This window comes from Microbispora sp. H10885 (genome assembly GCF_014161415.1).
Lineage (GTDB): Bacteria > Actinomycetota > Actinomycetes > Streptosporangiales > Streptosporangiaceae > Microbispora > Microbispora triticiradicis.
This window is the reverse complement of the sequence record NZ_JABBWY010000013.1, coordinates 1-18,618: the sequence shown is the minus strand read 5'-3', so window position 1 is coordinate 18,618 and position 18,618 is coordinate 1. Positions and strand designations below refer to the sequence as shown.

Here is an 18,618-nt window from a genome sequence, read left to right as displayed (position 1 = left end):
AGTCGCTACTCCGCCGTCTTCCTGCGGGAACGTCGCCGTCCCCGGGAGGACGGCGCGGAGCCTTCGCCCTCGTCTGAGTCGATGGCGTCGGTCACGCTCTCACGCGCCGACCCCGTCGCCGCGGCGACCGATCCCTCGCTCGCCGCCAGCTTGTCGGCCACCGCCTTCTCGATGGCCATCTTGCCCTGTGTGCCGCGTGGCTCGGGCCTGCCCTCGACCGGTTCGGTCGACACGATGATCCCGCGCCCGTGGCAGCAGTCGCACGGCGTGGAGAACGCCTCCAGCAGACCCTGGCCGACCCGCTTGCGGGTCATCTGCACCAGGCCCAGCGAGGTGACCTCGGCCACCTGGTGCTTGGTGCGGTCCCGCGCCAGGCACTCCAGCAGCCGGCGGAGCACCAGGTCGCGGTTGCTCTCCAGCACCATGTCGATGAAGTCGATGACGATGATGCCGCCGATGTCCCGCAGCCTGAGCTGGCGGACGATCTCCTCGGCCGCCTCCAGGTTGTTGCGGGTGACGGTCTCCTCCAGGTTGCCGCCCTGCCCGGTGAACTTGCCGGTGTTGACGTCGACGACGGTCATCGCCTCGGTCCGGTCGATCACCAGGGAGCCGCCGGACGGCAGCCACACCTTGCGCTCCATCGCCTTGGCGATCTGCTCGTCGATCCGGTAGGCGGAGAAGGCGTCGGTCTCCTCCTGCCACTTCGACAGCCGCTCGGTGAGGTGCGGGGCGACGTAGCGGACGTACTCGTCCACCGTCGTCCACGCCTCGTCGCCCTCGACGACCAGCGAGGTGAAGTCCTCGTTGAACACGTCGCGGACCACCCGGACGGTCAGGTCGGGCTCACCCGACAGCAGCTCCGGCGGGCTGGCCGACTTGGCCTTGCGCTGGATGTTCTCCCACTGGGCCGACAACCGGGCCACGTCGCGGTCGAGCTCCTCCTCCGAGGCGCCCTCCGCGGCGGTGCGCACGATGACGCCCGCGTTCTCCGGCATGACCTTGCGCAGGATCTGCTTGAGCCGGGTTCGCTCCTTGTCGGGCAGCTTGCGGCTGATCCCGGTCATCGAGCCGTCCGGCACGTAGACCAGGTAGCGGCCGGGGAGGCTGATCTGGGAGGTCAGCCGGGCCCCCTTGTGCCCCATCGGGTCCTTGGTGACCTGCACCAGCACCGACTGCCCGGACTTCAGCGCCGCCTCGATCCGCTTCGGCTGGCCCTCCAGCCCGGCGGTGTCGAAGTTCACCTCTCCGGCGTACAGCACCGCGTTGCGGCCCTTGCCGATATCGACGAACGCCGCCTCCATCGAGGGCAGCACGTTCTGGACCTTGCCGAGGTAGACGTTGCCGACGTACGACTGGCTCGACTCGCGGTCGACGTAGTGCTCGACGAGGACCCCGTCCTCCAGCACCGCGATCTGGGTGCGGCCGCCCTGGCGGCGTACCACCATGATCCGCTCGACCGACTCGCGGCGGGCCAGGAACTCCGACTCGGTGATGATCGGCGGGCGGCGGCGGCCCAGCTCGCGGCCCTCGCGGCGGCGCTGCTTCTTCGCCTCCAGCCGGGTCGATCCCCGTACGCCCTGGACCTCGTCGACGGACGTGGACCGGGTCGCGCGGGGCGCCCGGATGCGGACGACGGTGTTCGGCGGGTCGTCGGGGGTGGGCTCGGCCTCCTCGCTGCCCCTGCGGCGGCGACGGCGGCGACGACGGGTGCCGCCCTGGGCGTCGGACTCGTCCTCGGCCTGCTCGCGGTCCTCGTCCTCGTCCTGCGCGGCCCGCGGCTCCTCGCCCTCGGCCTCGGACTCCTCGCCTTCCTCGGCGTCCCTCGTCCGGCTTCCCCGGCCCCGGCCGCCGCGACGGCGGCGACGACGACGGCCGCCGCCCTCGGACTCGTCCTCGCCCTGCTCGGCGGTCTCCTCCGGCTCCTCCTCCGGCTCTTCCGGCTCAAGGTCCTCGTCCCCGGCCGTCGCCGGCGCCGGGACGTGCGCGGCGGGCCGCTGCACGGGCGCCGCGAAGGGGTCGGGAGCCTGGAAGAGCGGATGGAACAGCGCCGACGGCGCCTGGAAGGTCACCGAGGGCGAGGGCTGCGACCGGGAGGACAGCCCGAAGGGGTCGGCCACCACGTCAGGACGGCCGTTCTCCTCCTCGGTCTCACCGATCTCCTCGACGTCGATGTCCTCGATGTCGATCGGCTCGTCGTCCAGCGGCTCCTCGTCGGGCAGGTTCAGCCGCAGCGCGGCGGCCACCTCCGCCTCCGCGGCGCTCATCGCCCTGGATCGTTCCGGTACGGACTCGTCCGCCCGGGCACGACGGCGGCGGCGCGGGGCGGGCGTCTCCTCGACGGCCTCGGCCTGCTCGGCGGGCTCGGCCTGTTCGGCCTGCTCCGGCGTGTCGGTCCGCTTGCGGCTACGGCGACGCCGCGTGGGCGCGGCCGGCTCGTCGTTCCCGCCGTCCACGGGCTCGGCGCCCGCGATCTCAGGGGCGGCGGCCGGGGCCACGTCACCACCGGCCGGGGCCTGCGCGGGCACCGGAGTCTCCATCACCGGCGCCTCCGCCACCGCGGGCTCGGGAGCCGGCGGTTCGGCGGTCTTGGTGCGGCGGCGGGTGGCCCGCTTCGGCCGCTCCTGGACGACCGGCGCCTCCTGCGCCTCCTGGCCCGGCTGCTCGGGCTCCACCGCCTTCGGCGCCGCGGCGGCGGCCACCGTGGTCACCGGAGGCGGCAGTTCGTCCGGCTCGGGCGGGGGCCCGGCGGGCCGGCTCGCCGACCGGCGGCGTGGCGTGGACGCACGGACCGAACCGGAGGAAACCACGTTCCCTCCGGCCTGGCCCTGGTCTTCTGTTGTCGTTTCACCGTCAAGGCTCACAGCCCCGTCAGTGGGCTCGTTGTCGAGCATGCGGGCGCTCTCCCGTCAGCCCCCGGGCACGTCTCCGCGCCGCGCGGAGGCTCTCGTCTCTCGCGGTCCGCCGGGCCTCCTGTCGGCGCCGCGGCGGCAAGTCTTATCGTTCTCCGCCTGCCCGGTCGAGATCGAACGGGTCGGCGGGCTCACCGGTCACCGCGTCGAGCGGCCCCTGCGCCAGCCTGGTCACCGCAGCGGGTGACGGCGGCGCGAAGCCTGCCACGAGACGCAGCCCCATGAGCACGTCATCGGGTCGTACGGCAGGTGTTTCGTGCCGAACAACCATACGAAGTATGACACACGGCTGAACAGGCTCCTGACCTGCCGTCTTTTCCGGCCCCTCCACGAGGGTCAGCGTACGCACCGCCTGGCGGGCGTCGAAGCGCCGCATTCCCTTCTTGGTCAGGCGTTCCACCTCGACGTGACCGGCCGAGAGGAACTCCTTCACCGCCCGCTCGGCCTCCCCCGGATCGGCCCCGGGGAGCCGCAACTCCCAGACCGATCCCTCCAGCCGGTCGGCGAGGCCGCCGTCCCGCGCCTCGACCACGTCGAGCACGTCCAGGCCCGGCGGCAGCGAGGCGTCGAGGTCGTCGCGCACCCGGCGTGGATCGCACGCCCGGTGGACGCCGATCTCCAGGTACTCGGCCTCGCTCGCCACCCCGGTGGGGGCGGCGCCCGCATAGGAGATCTTCGGGTGCGGGTTGAAGCCCGCGCTGTAGGCCACCGGGATCCCCGCTCGCCGCACCGCCCTCTCGACGGCGCGGGAGATGTCGCGGTGGCTGGTGAAGCGCAGCCGCCCCCGCTTGGCGTAGCGCACGCGCAGGCGCTGCACCGTGGGTTCGGGCGCGGGCCCCTCGGGAACGGGTTTCACCAGTTCCGTCGTCCTTCCGGTATCGGTCAGTCGTCTTGTCGGGGCGTCAGATCACCGTGAGGGGCAGGAGCTTCCTGCCGGTCGGGCCGACCTGGATCTCCGTCCCCATCGTCGGGCAGACGCCGCAGTCGTAGCAGGGCGTCCAGCGGCAGTCCTCGACCTCCACGTCGCCCAGCGCGTCCTGCCAGTCCTGCCACAGCCACTCGCGGTCGAGACCGGCGTCGAGGTGGTCCCAGGGGAGCACCTCGTGCTCGTCCCGCTCGCGGATGGTGTACCAGTCCACGTTCACCGGCTCACCGGCCAGGGCCCGCTCGGCCGCGGCCATCCACCGCTCGAACGAGAAGTGCTCGCTCCAGCCGTCGAACCGGCCGCCGTCCTCCCAGACGGCCCGGATGACCCTGCCCACGCGGCGGTCGCCCCGCGACAGCAGCCCCTCCACGATCGACGGCTTGCCGTCGTGGTAGCGGTAGCCGATGGCCCTGCCGTACTCCTTGTCGGAGCGCAGGGCCTCGCGCAGCGCCCGCAGCCGGCGGTCCACCGTCTCGTGGTCGCACTGGGCGGCCCACTGGAACGGCGTGTGCGGCTTGGGCACGAACCCGCCGATGGAGACCGTGCAGCGGACGTCCCGCGAGCCGGTCGCCTCCCGGCCCGCCCTGATGACCTTCTTGGCCAGGTCGGCGATGCCGAGGACGTCCACGTCCTCCTCCGTCGGCAGCCCGCACATGAAGTAGAGCTTCACCTGCCGCCAGCCGTTGGAGTAGGCGGTGGTGACCGTGCGGATCAGGTCCTCCTCGGTGACCATCTTGTTGATCACCTTGCGCATCCGCTCGGACCCGCCCTCCGGCGCGAACGTGAGCCCGGACCGGCGGCCGTTCCTGGACAGCTCGTTGGCCAGGTCGATGTTGAACGCGTCGACCCGGGTGGAGGGCAGGGACAGCCCGATCTGGCTGCCGTCGTAACGGTCGGCGAGGCCCTTGGTGATGTCGGCGATCTCGGAGTGGTCCGCGCTGGACAGCGACAGCAGCCCGACCTCGTTGAAGCCGGACTCCTTGATCCCCGCCTCGACCATGTCGCCGACCGTGGTGATCGACCGCTCCCGGACCGGACGGGTGATCATCCCCGCCTGGCAGAAGCGGCAGCCCCGGGTGCAGCCCCGGAAGATCTCGACACTGAACCGCTCGTGCACGGTCTCGGCCAGCGGGACCAGCGGTTTCTTCGGGTACGGCCACTCGTCGAGGTCCATGACCGTGTGCTTGAAGACGCGCGACGGCACACCGTCGCGGTTGGGGACGACCCGCATGATGCGGCCGTCCGGGTGGTACTCGACGTCATAGAACTTCGGGACGTACACCCCGCCCGTGGAGGCGAGGCGCATCAGCAGTTCGTCACGGCCGCCGGGGCCGCCCTCGGACTTCCACTCGCGCAGCACCTCGGAGATCGCGATGGCGATCTGCTCGCCGTCGCCGAGAACGGCGGCGTCGAGGAAGGCGGCGATGGGCTCCGGGTTGAAGGCGGCGTGGCCGCCCGCCAGCACGATCGGATCCTCGTCGGTGCGGTCCACCGCCTCCAGCGGGATCCCCGCCAGGTCGAGCGCGGTGAGCAGGTTCGTGTAGCCGAGCTCAGTGGCGAACGACACCCCGAGGACGTCGAACGCGCGAACCGGCCGGTGGCCGTCCACGGTGAACTGCGGGACGCCCTCGGACCGCATGAGCGCCTCGAGGTCGGGCCACACCGCGTAGGTGCGCTCGGCCAGCGTCTCGGGCAGCTCGTTGAGGATCTCGTAGAGGATCTGCACCCCCTGGTTGGGCAGGCCGACCTCGTAGGCGTCCGGGTACATGAGGGCCCACCGGACGGTCGCCTCGTCCCAGTCCTTGACCGTCGAGTTCAGCTCGCCCCCGACGTACTGGATCGGCTTCTGCACCTTCGGCAGCAGCGGCTCCAGGCGGGGAAACAACGACTCGACAGACATGACTCCAGGGTATCGGCTTCCGGGAGTGGCCCCTGCGGATCTTGCACCCCTCGTGGGGCTCCAGGAGGGGTCAGAAGGGATGCCACAGCCGGCCGTCCCCGGCACGCAGCGAGGCCAGGCGGTGACGCAGCTCCGCGTGCGCGGCCGCGTCCCGGTGCCCGATGCGCAGGGCGGCCGTCAGCGTCTGGAGCTCCCGGATGTCGCGCAGCACCGGATATCCCGGCCACTCCCGGATGTCACAGCCGTAGGCACGGGCGAAGCCGTCCCGCTGGGCGTCGGACACGCCGAACCGCGCGCCCTGCAGCGTGGGCACCAGGTCGATCTCGCGCGGCCCGGCGCCGGCCGAGTCCCAGTCGCACAGCAGCAGCCGGTCCCGGGTGCGGATCAGGTTGCCCCGGTGCGCGTCGCCGTGGACCAGCCCGTACGGCAGCGTGAACTCGACCCGCTCGTAGTACGCCTCCTCCAGCGCCCCACACCGCGCGACCAGCCACTCCCGTTCCTCGTCGTCCAGCACGCGGCTGGCGTGCACGGCCCGCCGCACGCGGCCGAAGGGGTCGAAGGTCGGCAGCTCGAACGGCACGGGCGGCAGGGAGTGCAGGCGGCGCAGCAGGAGGCCGAGCGGGACCGGGTCGCCGTCGCCCGCGCCGTCCTCGTAGAGCCAGAAGGTCGCCAGGCAGCCCTCCACCGCGAGGGGCTGGCGCACGTCGAGCGGCAGCGTGACCGGGAAGCCCTGCTCGTGCAGCCACCTTGTGACCTTGAGCGAGGTGACCAGGCGGTCGTACTTGCCGGGGGCGCCCGACTCGGCGAGGCGGACGACCACCCCCTCGCCCGGCAGGTGGTAGACGACGTTGGCGAAGCTGCGCAGCAGCCGGGCGCCGGACGCGTCGAGCCCCGCCATGCGGCAGGCCTCCGCGAGGGCGGGCGGGGTGCCCGCGACGGTGGAGACGGTCATCCCACGCCTCCTTCGTGCACAGGTGCCTCCGGCAGCGCGCGGGCCGCCGACTGGGGCAGGCCGGACGCGCAGAACGCCTCCAGCCGGTCGGCGAGCGAGCCGCCCACCCGCGGCCGGGCGGCCTGCAGGGTCTCGGCCAGGCTGTCTATCCGGCGCTCGGGCGGCAGGTCGAACAGCGGCGCCATGGCCCGCTCCGCCCCGGCGGGATCGTCCTCCATCAGATGCGCGGCGGCGAGGTGGGCCGCGGCCATCGCCTCACAGCCGTAGGACCTGTTCTGCCGGTCCTCCCGCGCGTACAGGTCGAGCGCCGCGCGGGCCTGGTCGATCGCGCGGTCCGGCCGGCCGAGGTGGAGGTACGCGACGGCCGAGTAGTAGGCGTGCTTGGCGGGCCGGAAGGCGAACTCGCCGGCGAAGCCGTCGTGCAGTTCGTCCCCCGCTCCCGGCTCGCGGGCGTCGGCCGCCCTGAGCAGGTCGTCCTCGGCCTCGCGGGTCCAGCCGAGCATGGCGCCGGCGCGGGCGCGCAGCATGTGCAGGCGGGCGCCGCCCTGTCCCCTCGGCAGGTGGGTCAGGCCGGCCTCCGCGTAGCCCGCCGCGTCCTCGTAGCGCCGGTCCCACAGCGCCACCGACGCCTGCATGCCGCGTGCCCATCCCATCAGCGACTGGTGCCCGGCGATCCTGCCGTACGTCCAGGCGGCGCGGGCGAGGGTGTCGGCGGGCATCCGGCGGCCCATGTCCATGCTGGCGTTGGCCATCAGCCCGCACAGCGTGCCCGCCAGGAAGTACAGCTCACCGGCCTGGGCGGGATGGACACGCCGTTCCAGCGCCCGCCGGGCCTGCTCCTGCAGCGCCCGCATCTCGACGAACAGCGGCAGCGGCGACTCCCAGACGTACCGCCGCGACAGCCAGATCACCTGTGTGCGCAGCCGCTCCAGCGCGCTGTCGCCGACCTCGCTCGTCTCGGCCCGCTCGGCGTGCTCACTGGCCTCGCGGGCGGCGGCGGTGACCAGGTCCGGGGCCGTCCCGCGCTGCCATCCACCGTCCGGGCGGCGCAGCTCCTCGGGCGTGTAGTCGCGGGCGAACCCGAGCTGCACCGGCCCGGTCTCGAACAGCCGGCACAGCAGGTCGGTGTAGTCGCGGTCGGGCCGGGCCCCGGCCTCCCACTCCCGCCAGGACCGCTCGGTCAGCCCCCTGCGCTTGATCTGCTCGCGGTCGCACATCGCGTGGAAGCGCTCGATCGCCTCCTCCACCGTCCACCCGTACGCCAGCCGCACGCACTTAAAGCGCGACAGCCGCGGGCAGCAGAGATGGATCTCCTCGGCGATCTGGTGGAAGACCGCGGTCGTGGGCGGGTCCCCGAGAGCGGCGAGGGTGCGCTCGCGGATGCCGCCGGCGATCTGGATGGCGGACCGGTCCCCGCCGCGTGAGGGTGTCGTCATCGGCTCTCCCAGTGGTGACAACCGCACGCTAACGGTGTCGATGTCACGAACCGGTCACCTCGCGCACTGCGAGTCGCTCTCCTCCACCCGGAGGGGCGCGATGGTCCCGCCGCTGCGCAACTGCGCCGTGAAGAGCTGTCCGCACAGGCTCGCCGGCGTCTCGGCGAACCACACCGTCGGCGGGTCGCCCGCCGCCGCGGCGGCCCACCGGCCGCCGCCGTACACGATCCGGTAGTCGGGAAAGGCCCTGCGCAGCAGTTCAAGGGCACGCTGGCGGTCCCGCGCCTCGTCGTCCGGAGTCACCGTTCCTCCGTAATGGTTCGTTCAGCCCCCGAACCTGTTCCGTTCCCATACTGTTCGCCGCGCCGTGCGGACGCCAGTGAGAGCGGGGATCCGCCACCCTGCGAACCGCTCTCATGGGAGTGTCACGACGACATCAGGAGATATCAGGAGGCATCGGCAGGCATCGGGAGGCGTCACGAGGAGAAGGGCCGCGACCTGAGGTGGATCGCCTGGAGGACGGCCACCGCCGTCATGTTCGCGAACGTCGCGGTGCCGCCGTAGGACACGAACGGCAGCGGCACGCCGGTGATCGGCATGATGCCGATGGTCATGCCGACGTTGACGAGGGTCTGGAAGGCGAGCCACGCGACGATCCCGCCCGCGACGAGCGCGCTGAACCGGTCGTTGCACATCCGGGCGATCCGGGCGCCGCGCAGCAGGATCACGCCGAGCAGCGCCACCACGGCGACGGACCCGACGAAGCCGAGTTCCTCCCCCGCGACGGTGAAGATGAAGTCGGTGTGCTGCTCGGGCACGAAGCGGCCGGTGGTCTGCCCGCCGTGGAACAGCCCCTTGCCGAACAACTCGCCCGACCCGATCGCCACCAGGGCCTGCCTGCTGTTGTAGCCCACGCCGCGAGGGTCGGTCGACGGATCGAGCAGCGCGGTGAACCGCGCCACCTGGTACGGCTTGAGCAGCCCCAGCGACCACACCGCGGCCCCGGCGAGCGCCGCGAGCAGGATCCCGGCGACCACCCAGCGCTTGCGCACCCCGGAGAGCACGATGATCGCACCGGTGATCGTCGCGAGCACCATCGTCGTGCCGAGGTCGGGTTCGAGCATGATCAATCCCGCTGCCACGCCGGTCAGCGCGATGCAGAGCGCGACGTTCAGGGCCCGCGGCCGGTCCTTGTCCCGTTCGGACGGCCGCGCGAGCAGCCGCGCGAGCATCAGCACGAGCACCGGCTTGGCCAGCTCGTCCGGCTGTACGGCGAAGCCGCCGCCGACCATGATCCAGGAGTGGTGCCCGTTGATCGTGGAGCCCATCGGGGTCAGCACGAGCACCAGCCCCAGGAGCGCCACGGCGTACAGGACCGGCGCGTACGTGCGGAGCCACCGGTAGTCGCTCACGGCGACGGCGCTGTAGAGGGCCAGCCCGATGAGCAGGTTGATCACGTGCTTCTTGGCCATCGCGGTCGGCTCGATGGACGACCAGGTCCTGGTCGACGACCACACCAGCAGCGTGCCCACGACGCTGAGCGCGAGGACCGCGCCGAGGAGGAGCCAGTCCATCCGCCAGACGACCGCGCCGCGGCCGATCGCCCGCCGCGCCAGCGACCCGCGTCCCACTCTCATGGCCTCGGTCATGGCAGGCGCCTCACTGGGTCCCGTCGCGGCTGATGGCCGGCAGCCGCGTGACCGGTTTGCCGTCGGGGAGCGCCGGCTGGACCGGCTTGCCGTTGTCCCCCTTGCCGAGGCCGAAGATGCCCTCCCAGATCCGCCGTACGGCGGGCGCGGCGGTCGAGGCGCCGAAACCGCCCTGCGCCACCATGACCACGGTGACCAGCCGCGGGTTGTCGGCGGGCGCGAAGGAGGCGAACCACGAGGTGTCCTCCTTGCCGTAGACCTCCGCCGTGCCGGTCTTGCCGCCGATCTTCACGATGTTCAGCGGGAACCCGCGGAACGCGCCGGCCGCCGTGCCGTCCGACGGCACCTCGCTGAGCGCCTTGCGGATGTAGGTGCGGGTCTCGTCGCTGACCGGCAGGTGATACTCCACCGGCACCGGGATCTCCTTGTGCAACGTGCCGTCGGGCCGCATGAGCGCCCAGCCCAGCCGGGGGCTGCGGACGTTCCCGTCCCCGACGAGCGCGGCGTACGCCCGGGCGAGCTGGAGCGGCGTGACGAGGACGTCGCCCTGGCCGATGGACAGGTTCACCGCCTCGTACGCGTGGAAGATCATGCCCTCCAGGCAGTTCTCGTTGGCCAGCCGCTTGGCGAAGGCGGCGCGGCTCTCGTTCTTCATCTCCGGATAGCCGATCTTGGCCCGCCTGCACATCTCGGCCCTGGTGGAGTTGTAGAGGTCACGCTTCCACGCGCGGGTGGGGATGCGGCCGGGCGACTCGCCGGGCAGGTCGATGCCGGTGCGGCGGCCGAAGCCGTACGCCTTGGCCATGTTCGGCATCGGCTCCTTGACCTTGGACTTGGGCGTCTTGCCGCCGTCGCGCAGCCACTCCTCGTATCCGGACTTGTAGAAGACGGTGTCGCACGACTTCACCAGCGCCTCGTGCAGCGAGATCGCGCCGAGGCTCATGCCGCCCGCGTTCGGGTACGACCTGCCCTCGACGGTGTAGGCGCCGGGGCACTGGTAGGTGCCGTGCAGCGGCTCCCCGTCGGCGATCATGGCGGAGGCCGAGCTGATCTTGAACGTCGAACCGGGGGCGTACTCGCCCGCGATCGCCCGCGACACCAGCGGCTTGCCCGACTTGTCGGACAGGAGGCGCCGGTAGTCCTTCTCGGTGATGCCGCCCGTCCAGACCCTGGGGTCGTAGTTGGGCCGGCTCGCCATCGCGATCACCCGGCCGGTCTTCACGTCGAGCACCACGCCCGCCGCGCCGTCAGAGTTCGGGATCTCCTGCATGGCCTGGTCGAGCGACTTCTCCACGATCCGCTGCACCTTGGCGTCGATGCTGGTCACCAGGACGTCGCCGGGCACCGGATCGGACTGCTGGTCCACCGTGATGACCTTGCCCATCCGGTCGACCTGGACGGCGCGCAGGCCCGCCGTGCCGCGCAGCGCGGCGTCGTAGGTCCGCTCCAGCCCGTCGCGGCCGGTGAGGTCGACGCCCGAGTAGTTGGCCTTGAGGCCCTCGCGTTTCTCCAGCTCGCTCTGCGTCACCGGCTGCAGGTAGCCGAGAAGCTGGGCGGCGTCCCTGCCGTTCGGGTAGTCGCGCATCGCCTGGATGTCGGCGGTCACGCCGGGGAAGTCCTCCTGGCGCTCCAGGATCTGCAGCGCCGCCCGGGGGTTGACGTTCGTCGCCACCGGGATCGGCGTGTACGGCGAGCCGGGCCAGCACGGGCGGCTGACGCCGGGGCCGCACGCCCGGATCTCCATCTTCAGCTTCGGCAGCGGCACCTTCAGCACGCCGGACAGCCGCCGCAGCACCGCGTCGCCGCCGTCCGGCATGCGCTCCAGCCGGCCGCGGTCCACCGAGACCACCAGCGTCGTGCGGTTGCGCACCAGCGGACGGCCCGAGGAGTCGAGGATCGCCCCCCGCAGGGCGGGCACCCGCACCTCGCGGGTGCGCGTCTCCGTCGCGACCGTGACGAACCGCGATCCCTGCACCACCTGGACCTGCCACAGCCGGACGACGAGCACGACGATCATGGCGATGACCATCACCTGCAGGACGATCAGCCGCCCGCGCAACCGTGTCATGCCGCCCCCCGTCTATAACCCGGAACGAGCTCCGTACGGCCCGCGCGTCTGCGGTGGCCGCCGTACAGGGCGTTGACCGCCCACAGCACCAGTGGAGCGGCCACGAGATTGCAGACGGCCGCCCGGGGCCACGCCGTCGCCAGCACGCCCCAGGTGACCCCCGGCGCGCCGAGCAGCGCGCCCAGACCGGCCACCATGCCGGGCGCGAGCACGGCGCAGCCCGCCATCACGAGCAGCGGCAGGCGGTCGCCCGCACGACCGGCCGCGTAGCCCAGGAAGCACAGGACCAGCGCGTACTGGCCCAGCGTGTGGTTGGCGGGCGGCAGCAGGTCGTAGGCGAGCCCGCCGCAGAAGCCGATCACCGCGCCCGGCAGGGGCCCGCGCCTGGTAGCGAGCACGGCGACCGTCAGGAGCATCAGGTCCGGCGCCCACGTGAACAGCAGCCGGTTCACCAGGACGACCTGCAGCACCAGGACGGCGAAGAGCAGCAGCGCAGGGGTGACGTTGCGGAGCATCGTTCAGTTCCTCCCGCCGCGGCCCTCGCCGGCCGCCACGCCCTCGCGGGCCCGCTCGTCACGCGGTGGCGCCGGCCGCCGGAGTCCGAACCCCTCCTCCAGCGACCTCTGACCGGTCCTGTGCTCGCCGGGCCGCCGTTCGTCGCGCGGCTTCGGCGGCGGCGGCACCGGCGGAAGCACGGAGTCGCGGGGATCCCGCTTCGGCGCCGCGACCACGACCCCGACGACGTCCAGCGCGGAGAAGTCGGTGAAGGGCCGCGCGTAGGCGGTCCTGGTGACCTCGCCCGGGGTGTTGTCGATCCGCTCGACGACCCCGATCGGCACGCCGGGCACGTACGGCAGGCTCCGCTGCGAGCCGAACGACACGATCCGCCGCCCCACTCCGATCGGCACGGTGGAGTCGAGCAGCCGGAACTTGATCAGGTTGCCGCCGCCGCCCGCCTCGCCCAGCCCGTTCACGACACCGAGTTCGTTGCCGCCCTCCAGCCGGGCCCCCGCCGACAGGGCGGGATCGGTCAGCAGCGCGACCGTCGAGCTGGCCGGGCCGGCCTGGATGACCCTGCCGACCAGCCCCTGGTCGCTCAGTACGGTCATGTCGGCCCGGATCCCGTCGGCCGCCCCCACGTCGATCTCGACCGTGTCCTCGAACCCGGCCACGGTGCGCCGCGCGACGACCTGGGCCGGCACGATCCGGTAGCGGCCGAGACCCGCCAGCCCGAGCATGTGGTCCAGCTTGTCGGACCGCGCCCGGTCGAGCCGCTGCGCGGAGACCTCGTCCCGCAGCCGCGCGTTCTCCTTGCGCAGGTCGCCGATCATGCGGCGGGCGGACGGCGCGTCGCGCAGCATGCCGACGAAGCCGGTGATGGGCCCGGTCACGGCGGCGCCGACGCGCTCGACCTTCCCGAACACCGCCCCCGCGAAGCCGCGCACCGGGCCGAGGACGCGGTCGCTCCCGGCCCGGTTGTCCACGGTGATCAGGATCAGCGCGACGGCGAGAAGGAGGCCGAGCATGAGCCGGGCGCGGCGGGTGTCTCTCATGACCGCTCCTTAGCTGCGGGGCTCCGGCACGAGCACCTGCTGGAGGGCTTCAAAGTCCTCCACGCACTTCCCGGAGCCCAGCGCGACGGAGTCGAGCGCGTTCTCGGCGAGGTGGACCGGCATCCCGGTCTCCTCGCGCAGCCGGTCGATCATGCCGCGCAGCAGGGCGCCGCCACCGGCCACGGCGATCCCCCGGTCCATGAGATCTCCCGACAGCTCGGGCGGGCACTTGTCGAGCGTGGACTTCACCGCGTCGACGATCGTGTTGACCGGCTCGGAGATCGCCCGGCGGATCTCCTCGGCGCTGATGACGACGGTCTTCGGCAGGCCGGTGACCAGGTCACGGCCCCGCACCTCGGCGTGGAAGTCCTCACCCGTGGCGCAGGCGGAACCCACCGCGATCTTGACCTCCTCCGCCGTGCGCTCCCCCAGCATCAGGGAGTACTCCTTCTTGGCGAAGGAGATGACCGCCTGGTCGAGCTCGTCGCCGCCGACGCGGATCGACTGGCTGGTCACGATGCCGCCCATCGAGATGATGGCGACCTCGGTGGTGCCGCCGCCGATGTCGACGACCATGTTCCCGGTCGGCTCGTGCACCGGCAGACCGGCCCCGATCGCCGCCGCCATCGGCTCCTCGATGATGTACACACGGCGGGCGCCGGCCTGGTAGCCCGCTTCCTTCACCGCGCGCTGCTCGACCGCGGTGATGCCACTGGGTACGGCCACGATGATGCGCGGGCGCACGAAGTGCCGGCGTTTGTGGATTTTCTGGATGAAGTACCGCAGCATCCGCTCGGTCACATCGAAATCGGCGATGACCCCGTCCCTCAGGGGCCGGATCGCGACGATGTTTCCGGGCGTCCGCCCGATCATCCGCTTCGCTTCGATCCCAACTGCCACGATCTTGCCGGTCGTGACGTTGATGGCGACGACGGACGGCTCGTTCAGGACGATGCCGCGCCCTCGGACGTAGACGAGAGTGTTCGCCGTGCCAAGGTCGACAGCCATGTCACGGCCCAGGAATGTCAGCTTGCTGCCCATGCGGAAGGAAGCCTTCCTTCAGGTGGTGAGCGGTTACCGGGTTCAGCGGGAGTGCGGGATGACGCATCGCATTCGAATCGTAACCGCACGTGCTCATCACTGGGCACATCGAGCTCCCAAGCCCCCGGAAAAACCGGCCTGCTCCGGTCTAAGCTCGATCACCACCTGGGAAAACACGAGAGGCCCCGGTTTAAACCGGGGCCTCTCGTGGGGCAAGGACTAGAAACGGTCGGGAAAGAAAATCTTGGTTTCCCGGGCCGCGGACTCCGGCGAATCGGAGCCGTGGACGACGTTCTCGCCGATCTCCAGCGCGTGGTCGCCGCGGATGGTGCCGGGCGCGGACTTCACGGGGTCGGTGAGCCCGGCCAGCGCGCGGAACGCCTCGACGGCCCGCGGGCCCTCCAGCACCATCGCGACGAGCGGGCCGCCGGTGATGAACTCCACCAGCTCGCCGAAGAACGGGCGCTCGGAGTGCTCGGCGTAGTGGGCCTTGGCCGTCTCGGCGTCGAGCGTGCGCAGGTCCATCGCCACGATCTTGAGGCCCTTGCGCTCGATGCGGCCGATGACGTCCCCGACGAGGCCGCGACGGACCCCGTCGGGCTTGATCAGGACAAGCGTACGCTCGGACACGGTCTTCTCTCCTATTGTCGTCGTGGGTGACGCTCACGTGGCGTCCGACCCGCCGGTTCTCGGGCATGCCCGGGAGCTCCAACGCAACGGCAGCTTACCGGTCCAGGTGCGCCACTCCGCTCACCCGGCGTGGTCAGCGCACGGTGTCCGGCTCCTGCGGTCCGGGGTCGTCCCCCTCGGGCGAGGGCGTCGGCAGGGGGATCACCACCTGACCGGCGGACGCGGCGGCGGCGCTCCGCCGCGCCAGGACCGACGAGAGCACGATCACCCCGACCACGACGAAGCCGCCGACCAGCGCCCACATGTGCAGCGCGTCGACGAACCCCTTCACGAGCGCGTTCCCCCCGTCCCGGCCGGCCGGCGCGGACCCGGCGGCCTCGCGCAGCCGGTTGACCTGGATGCCGGTGCCGAGCAGGAAGCCGGCGAGCACGGCGGGGAAGCACAGCGACAGGCCCAGCAGCGCGGAGCCGAGGCCCGCCAGCCGGAACGCGCCGACCAGCGCCACCGCCGCCCCGGCGGCCAGCAGGACGAACGGCACCACCAGCGGCGTGCCGGAGGGCGCCGGGACGAGAAGCCTGACGGCGCACATCCCGCCGACCACGGCGGCGAGACCGACAGCGGTCATCCGCGTGGCGGACGTCTCCGGCGCCCTTCCCGCCAGGACGGCCGCCGCGAGCGCGGCCAGCCCGGCCACCAGGAACGGCACCCACAGACCCAGCAGCCCGGGACCACCCAGCGGGCCGCCGAGCTCGATGTAGGTCATCTGCGCGGCGGTCGGCAGCACGACCAGCCCGACGGCCACGTTGACGAGCGCGAGGGTCCGGCCGCCCTGTCCCTCGATGGCGCCGAACGCCGCGAGGGCCAGCATCGCCACCGTCGCGAGCGCCGCCGCGGCGACCACCAGCAGGGGCGGCCAGTCGTAGGTGACGCCCACGCCCAGCGCCGCGATCGCCGCGGCGGGCACGACGGCCAGCGCGAGCCTGCCGCGTTCGGCGGAGGTGGGCCGCCGCAGGGGCAGCACCTGCCGTTCGCCCTCCGCCTCGGCCGCGCCGGCGCCGCCGGTGACCATCCACAGGACGAGGTACACCGCGGCGAGGGCCAGCGCGACCCCGGTGAGCAGCGGGTACGGCTGGAGGGTGACCCGCCAGGACGACACGTCCCGGATCGCCCACAGCGCCAGTGCCTGCGCCGACAGCAGCGACACGGCGAGCGCGCCTGCCCAGATCGGCAGCAGCACCCGGTGACGGGGACGCTCGGCCACCGCGGCGAGCGTGGCCGGGACGAGCATGCCCGCGCCGATTCCGTGGAGCACGCGCAGCACGCCGACGAGCGTGACCGTCTCGGTGTATCCGCCCGCGGCGTCCGCGAGCGCGAGCAGGGTCAGCCCCGCGACGAGAATCGGCGCCGCGCGGAACCTGCGCACCGCCACCGCGGCGACGGGCACGGTCACCAGCATGGCGGGCAGCGCGAGACCGTGCGCGCGGATCATCTCGACCTGCGAGACCCCCGGCGGCAGGAGCGCCGCCACGACGGAGATCGTGTTCGGGATCGCGACGACCGCGAGAGGAAGGGCGACCACGGTGAGCAGCCCGATGACGACGTCGACCAGCATGGGGACGCGCACGGCACGGACCGGCACGGCGGCCCGTGCCTGCGGTACGGGAGGGACGGCCATGGAAGCCGACTTTAGCGCTTCGTCGTCCCTTCGACACGGCGAGCGACGAAGATGGCGGTTATCCACAGGGCGGCGAAGATCACCCCGAGGAAGAACATGGCCGGGACCAGGAATCCTGTGGCGATTGTCAGGATCTGCAGCACGCTGCCCGCGATATAGGCGTACGACCGCTTCAGCTGGCCGGCGATCAGCACGCACAGGACGGCCAGGCCGAGCCCGACGGTCACCGCGACCGGCGGGGACACGTGGTTGATGGTGATCGCGACGGGAGTCACCAGCGCCACGACGATCGCCTGCATGCCGAGAACGCTCGCGCAGAGCCGCCGCATGCCGGGAGTCACCTCGAACATGCCGCCGCTCACCGCCCTCACCTGGCGGCCTTCAGCAGGACCCGGGCGTCGCCGGCCGTGACCACCGACCCGGTGATCAGGACCCCGGAGCCCAGTTCGTCCCCCTGGTCGGCCAGTCCGATGCCCGTGTCGATCGCGTCGTCCAGCCGGTCCTCGATGTGGACGCGGTCCGGGCCGAAGACGGCCTGCGCGCGGACCGCCAGGTCGTCGGGGCTCAGGGAGCGCGGGGAGGAGTTGCGGGTGACCACGATCTCCTCGGCCACCGGTTCGAGCAGGTCCAGGATCGTCTCCACGTCCTTGTCGGCCATCACCGCCACCACCGCCACGAGCCGGGTGAAGCCGAACGCCTCGGTCAGCGCCTCGACCGTCGCCTCCATGCCCGCGGGGTTGTGCGCCGCGTCGACCAGGACGGTGGGCCCGCGCCGGACGACCTCCAGCCTTCCCGGGCTGCTCACCTGGGCGAAACCCTGCCGTACGACCTCGTCGCCCAGCGGGTCGTCCCCGGCCGTCAGCGCTTCCACCGCGGCCAGGGCGCCGGCGGCGTTGCCGGCCTGGTGCGCGCCGTACAACGGCAGGAAGACGTCCTCGTACACGCCCTTGAGGCCCCTGAGCTGGAGCATCTGGCCGCCCATCGCCAGTTCGCGGTGCAGCACGCCGAACTCCAGCCCTTCCCGGGCGACGACCGCGCCGACCTCGGCGGCCCTCCGCATCAGCACCTCGGCGGCGGGCAGCGCCTGCTGCGCCAGCACGGTGGTCGCCTTGGGCTTGATGATCCCCGCCTTCTCGCCGGCGATCGTGGCGATGTCGGGGCCGAGGTACTCGGTGTGGTCGAGCGCCACCGGGGTGATCACCGCGACGGTGCCGTCGGCGACGTTGGTGGCGTCGAAGGTCCCGCCCATGCCGGTCTCGACCACCGCGACGTCCACGGGGGCGTCGGCGAACGCGGCGAACGCCATCGCCGTCAGCACCTCGAAGAAGCTGAGCTTCCCCACCCTGGCGTCGATCATCTCCAGGTAGGGCGCGATGTCCTCGTACACCTCGGTGAACCGCTCCTCCGAGAGGGGCTCACCGTCGACGGAGATGCGTTCGCGCATCGACTGCAGGTGCGGGCTCGTGTAGCGGCCGACCCGGAGGTTGCGCTCGCGCAGCAGGGCCTCGGTCATGCGCGCGGTGCTCGTCTTGCCGTTGGTCCCCGCGATGTGAACGACCTTGTACGACTTCTGGGGATCGCCGAGGATCTCCATCAGCGCGGCGATCCGATCGAGAGAGGGATCGAAATCCCACTCCACCCCCCGCGCCATGATCGCTTGCTCGACGGCTCGATATTCCACGACCCTCAGCGTACGGGACGTCGTCATCGCCCCTCACCTCACACCCACCGCCGGGGCGGGGTTCCGGGCACAAAAAAAAGGGGGGTCATCCCAAACGGGATGACCCCCCTCAAAAAATTGTCCGGCGGCGTCCTACTCTCCCACACCGTCCCCGGTGCAGTACCATCGGCGCTGGTAGGCTTAACTTCCGGGTTCGGAA

At 72.0% G+C, this 18,618-nt stretch carries 15 protein-coding genes and 1 rRNA gene; all 16 read right to left on the bottom strand.

The annotated features are described in order from the left end of the window. Positions 1 to 5: 5 nt before the first annotated feature. Entirely contained in the window at positions 6 to 2,891 is a 2,886-nt protein-coding gene (locus HHX37_RS30130; protein WP_182887621.1) for a ribonuclease E/G, read from the bottom strand. Between the two features lie 103 nt (positions 2,892 to 2,994). After that, on the bottom strand, positions 2,995 to 3,765 hold the full coding sequence (locus HHX37_RS30125) for a TIGR03936 family radical SAM-associated protein (protein WP_310738411.1): 771 nt from the start codon (positions 3,763 to 3,765) through the stop codon (positions 2,995 to 2,997). A gap of 46 nt (positions 3,766 to 3,811) precedes the next feature. Next, a complete protein-coding gene (locus tag HHX37_RS30120; RefSeq protein ID WP_182887620.1) occupies positions 3,812 to 5,734 on the bottom strand; it encodes a TIGR03960 family B12-binding radical SAM protein in 1,923 nt (640 codons plus the stop codon). Positions 5,735 to 5,804: 70 nt separating this feature from the next. Then, positions 5,805 to 6,686: a phosphotransferase family protein gene (locus HHX37_RS30115; protein ID WP_182887619.1), complete on the bottom strand. Its 882-nt coding sequence runs from the start codon at positions 6,684 to 6,686 to the stop codon at positions 5,805 to 5,807. After that, complete coding sequence (locus HHX37_RS30110) at positions 6,683 to 8,122, bottom strand: hypothetical protein (RefSeq protein ID WP_182878069.1); 1,440 nt, start codon at positions 8,120 to 8,122, stop codon at positions 6,683 to 6,685. The genes HHX37_RS30115 and HHX37_RS30110 overlap by 4 nt, the downstream gene beginning before the upstream one ends. Before the next feature lie 54 nt (positions 8,123 to 8,176). Continuing rightward, on the bottom strand, positions 8,177 to 8,425 hold the full coding sequence (locus HHX37_RS30105) for a hypothetical protein (RefSeq protein ID WP_117408862.1): 249 nt from the start codon (positions 8,423 to 8,425) through the stop codon (positions 8,177 to 8,179). Positions 8,426 to 8,598: 173 nt separating this feature from the next. Next, complete coding sequence (gene rodA, locus HHX37_RS30100) at positions 8,599 to 9,771, bottom strand: rod shape-determining protein RodA (RefSeq protein WP_182878070.1); 1,173 nt, start codon at positions 9,769 to 9,771, stop codon at positions 8,599 to 8,601. Between the two features lie 10 nt (positions 9,772 to 9,781). Then, a complete protein-coding gene (gene mrdA / locus HHX37_RS30095; protein ID WP_138463338.1) occupies positions 9,782 to 11,839 on the bottom strand; it encodes a penicillin-binding protein 2 in 2,058 nt (685 codons plus the stop codon). Then, a complete protein-coding gene (gene mreD / locus HHX37_RS30090) occupies positions 11,836 to 12,354 on the bottom strand; it encodes a rod shape-determining protein MreD (protein ID WP_182887618.1) in 519 nt (172 codons plus the stop codon). The genes mrdA and mreD overlap by 4 nt, the downstream gene beginning before the upstream one ends. Before the next feature lie 3 nt (positions 12,355 to 12,357). Beyond that, positions 12,358 to 13,392, bottom strand: a complete 1,035-nt coding sequence (mreC, locus tag HHX37_RS30085) for a rod shape-determining protein MreC (protein ID WP_182887617.1) — start codon at positions 13,390 to 13,392, stop codon at positions 12,358 to 12,360. A 9-nt stretch (positions 13,393 to 13,401) separates the two neighbouring features. Further along, positions 13,402 to 14,433, bottom strand: coding sequence for a rod shape-determining protein (locus tag HHX37_RS30080; RefSeq protein WP_182878073.1), 1,032 nt, complete (start codon positions 14,431 to 14,433; stop codon positions 13,402 to 13,404). A gap of 219 nt (positions 14,434 to 14,652) precedes the next feature. Then, positions 14,653 to 15,063, bottom strand: a complete 411-nt coding sequence (ndk, locus tag HHX37_RS30075; protein WP_117408856.1) for a nucleoside-diphosphate kinase — start codon at positions 15,061 to 15,063, stop codon at positions 14,653 to 14,655. A 133-nt stretch (positions 15,064 to 15,196) separates the two neighbouring features. Continuing rightward, positions 15,197 to 16,738 (bottom strand): hypothetical protein, encoded by a 1,542-nt coding sequence (locus HHX37_RS30070; RefSeq protein ID WP_182887616.1) that lies wholly within the window; start codon positions 16,736 to 16,738, stop codon positions 15,197 to 15,199. Between the two features lie 11 nt (positions 16,739 to 16,749). After that, positions 16,750 to 17,100: a DUF4233 domain-containing protein gene (locus HHX37_RS30065; protein WP_244302526.1), complete on the bottom strand. Its 351-nt coding sequence runs from the start codon at positions 17,098 to 17,100 to the stop codon at positions 16,750 to 16,752. 5 nt (positions 17,101 to 17,105) lie between these two features. After that, positions 17,106 to 18,389: a bifunctional folylpolyglutamate synthase/dihydrofolate synthase gene (locus HHX37_RS30060; protein ID WP_396777275.1), complete on the bottom strand. Its 1,284-nt coding sequence runs from the start codon at positions 18,387 to 18,389 to the stop codon at positions 17,106 to 17,108. Positions 18,390 to 18,538: 149 nt separating this feature from the next. Further along, positions 18,539 to 18,618: ribosomal RNA gene (gene rrf / locus HHX37_RS30055) — 5S ribosomal RNA — on the bottom strand; the annotation flags it as partial.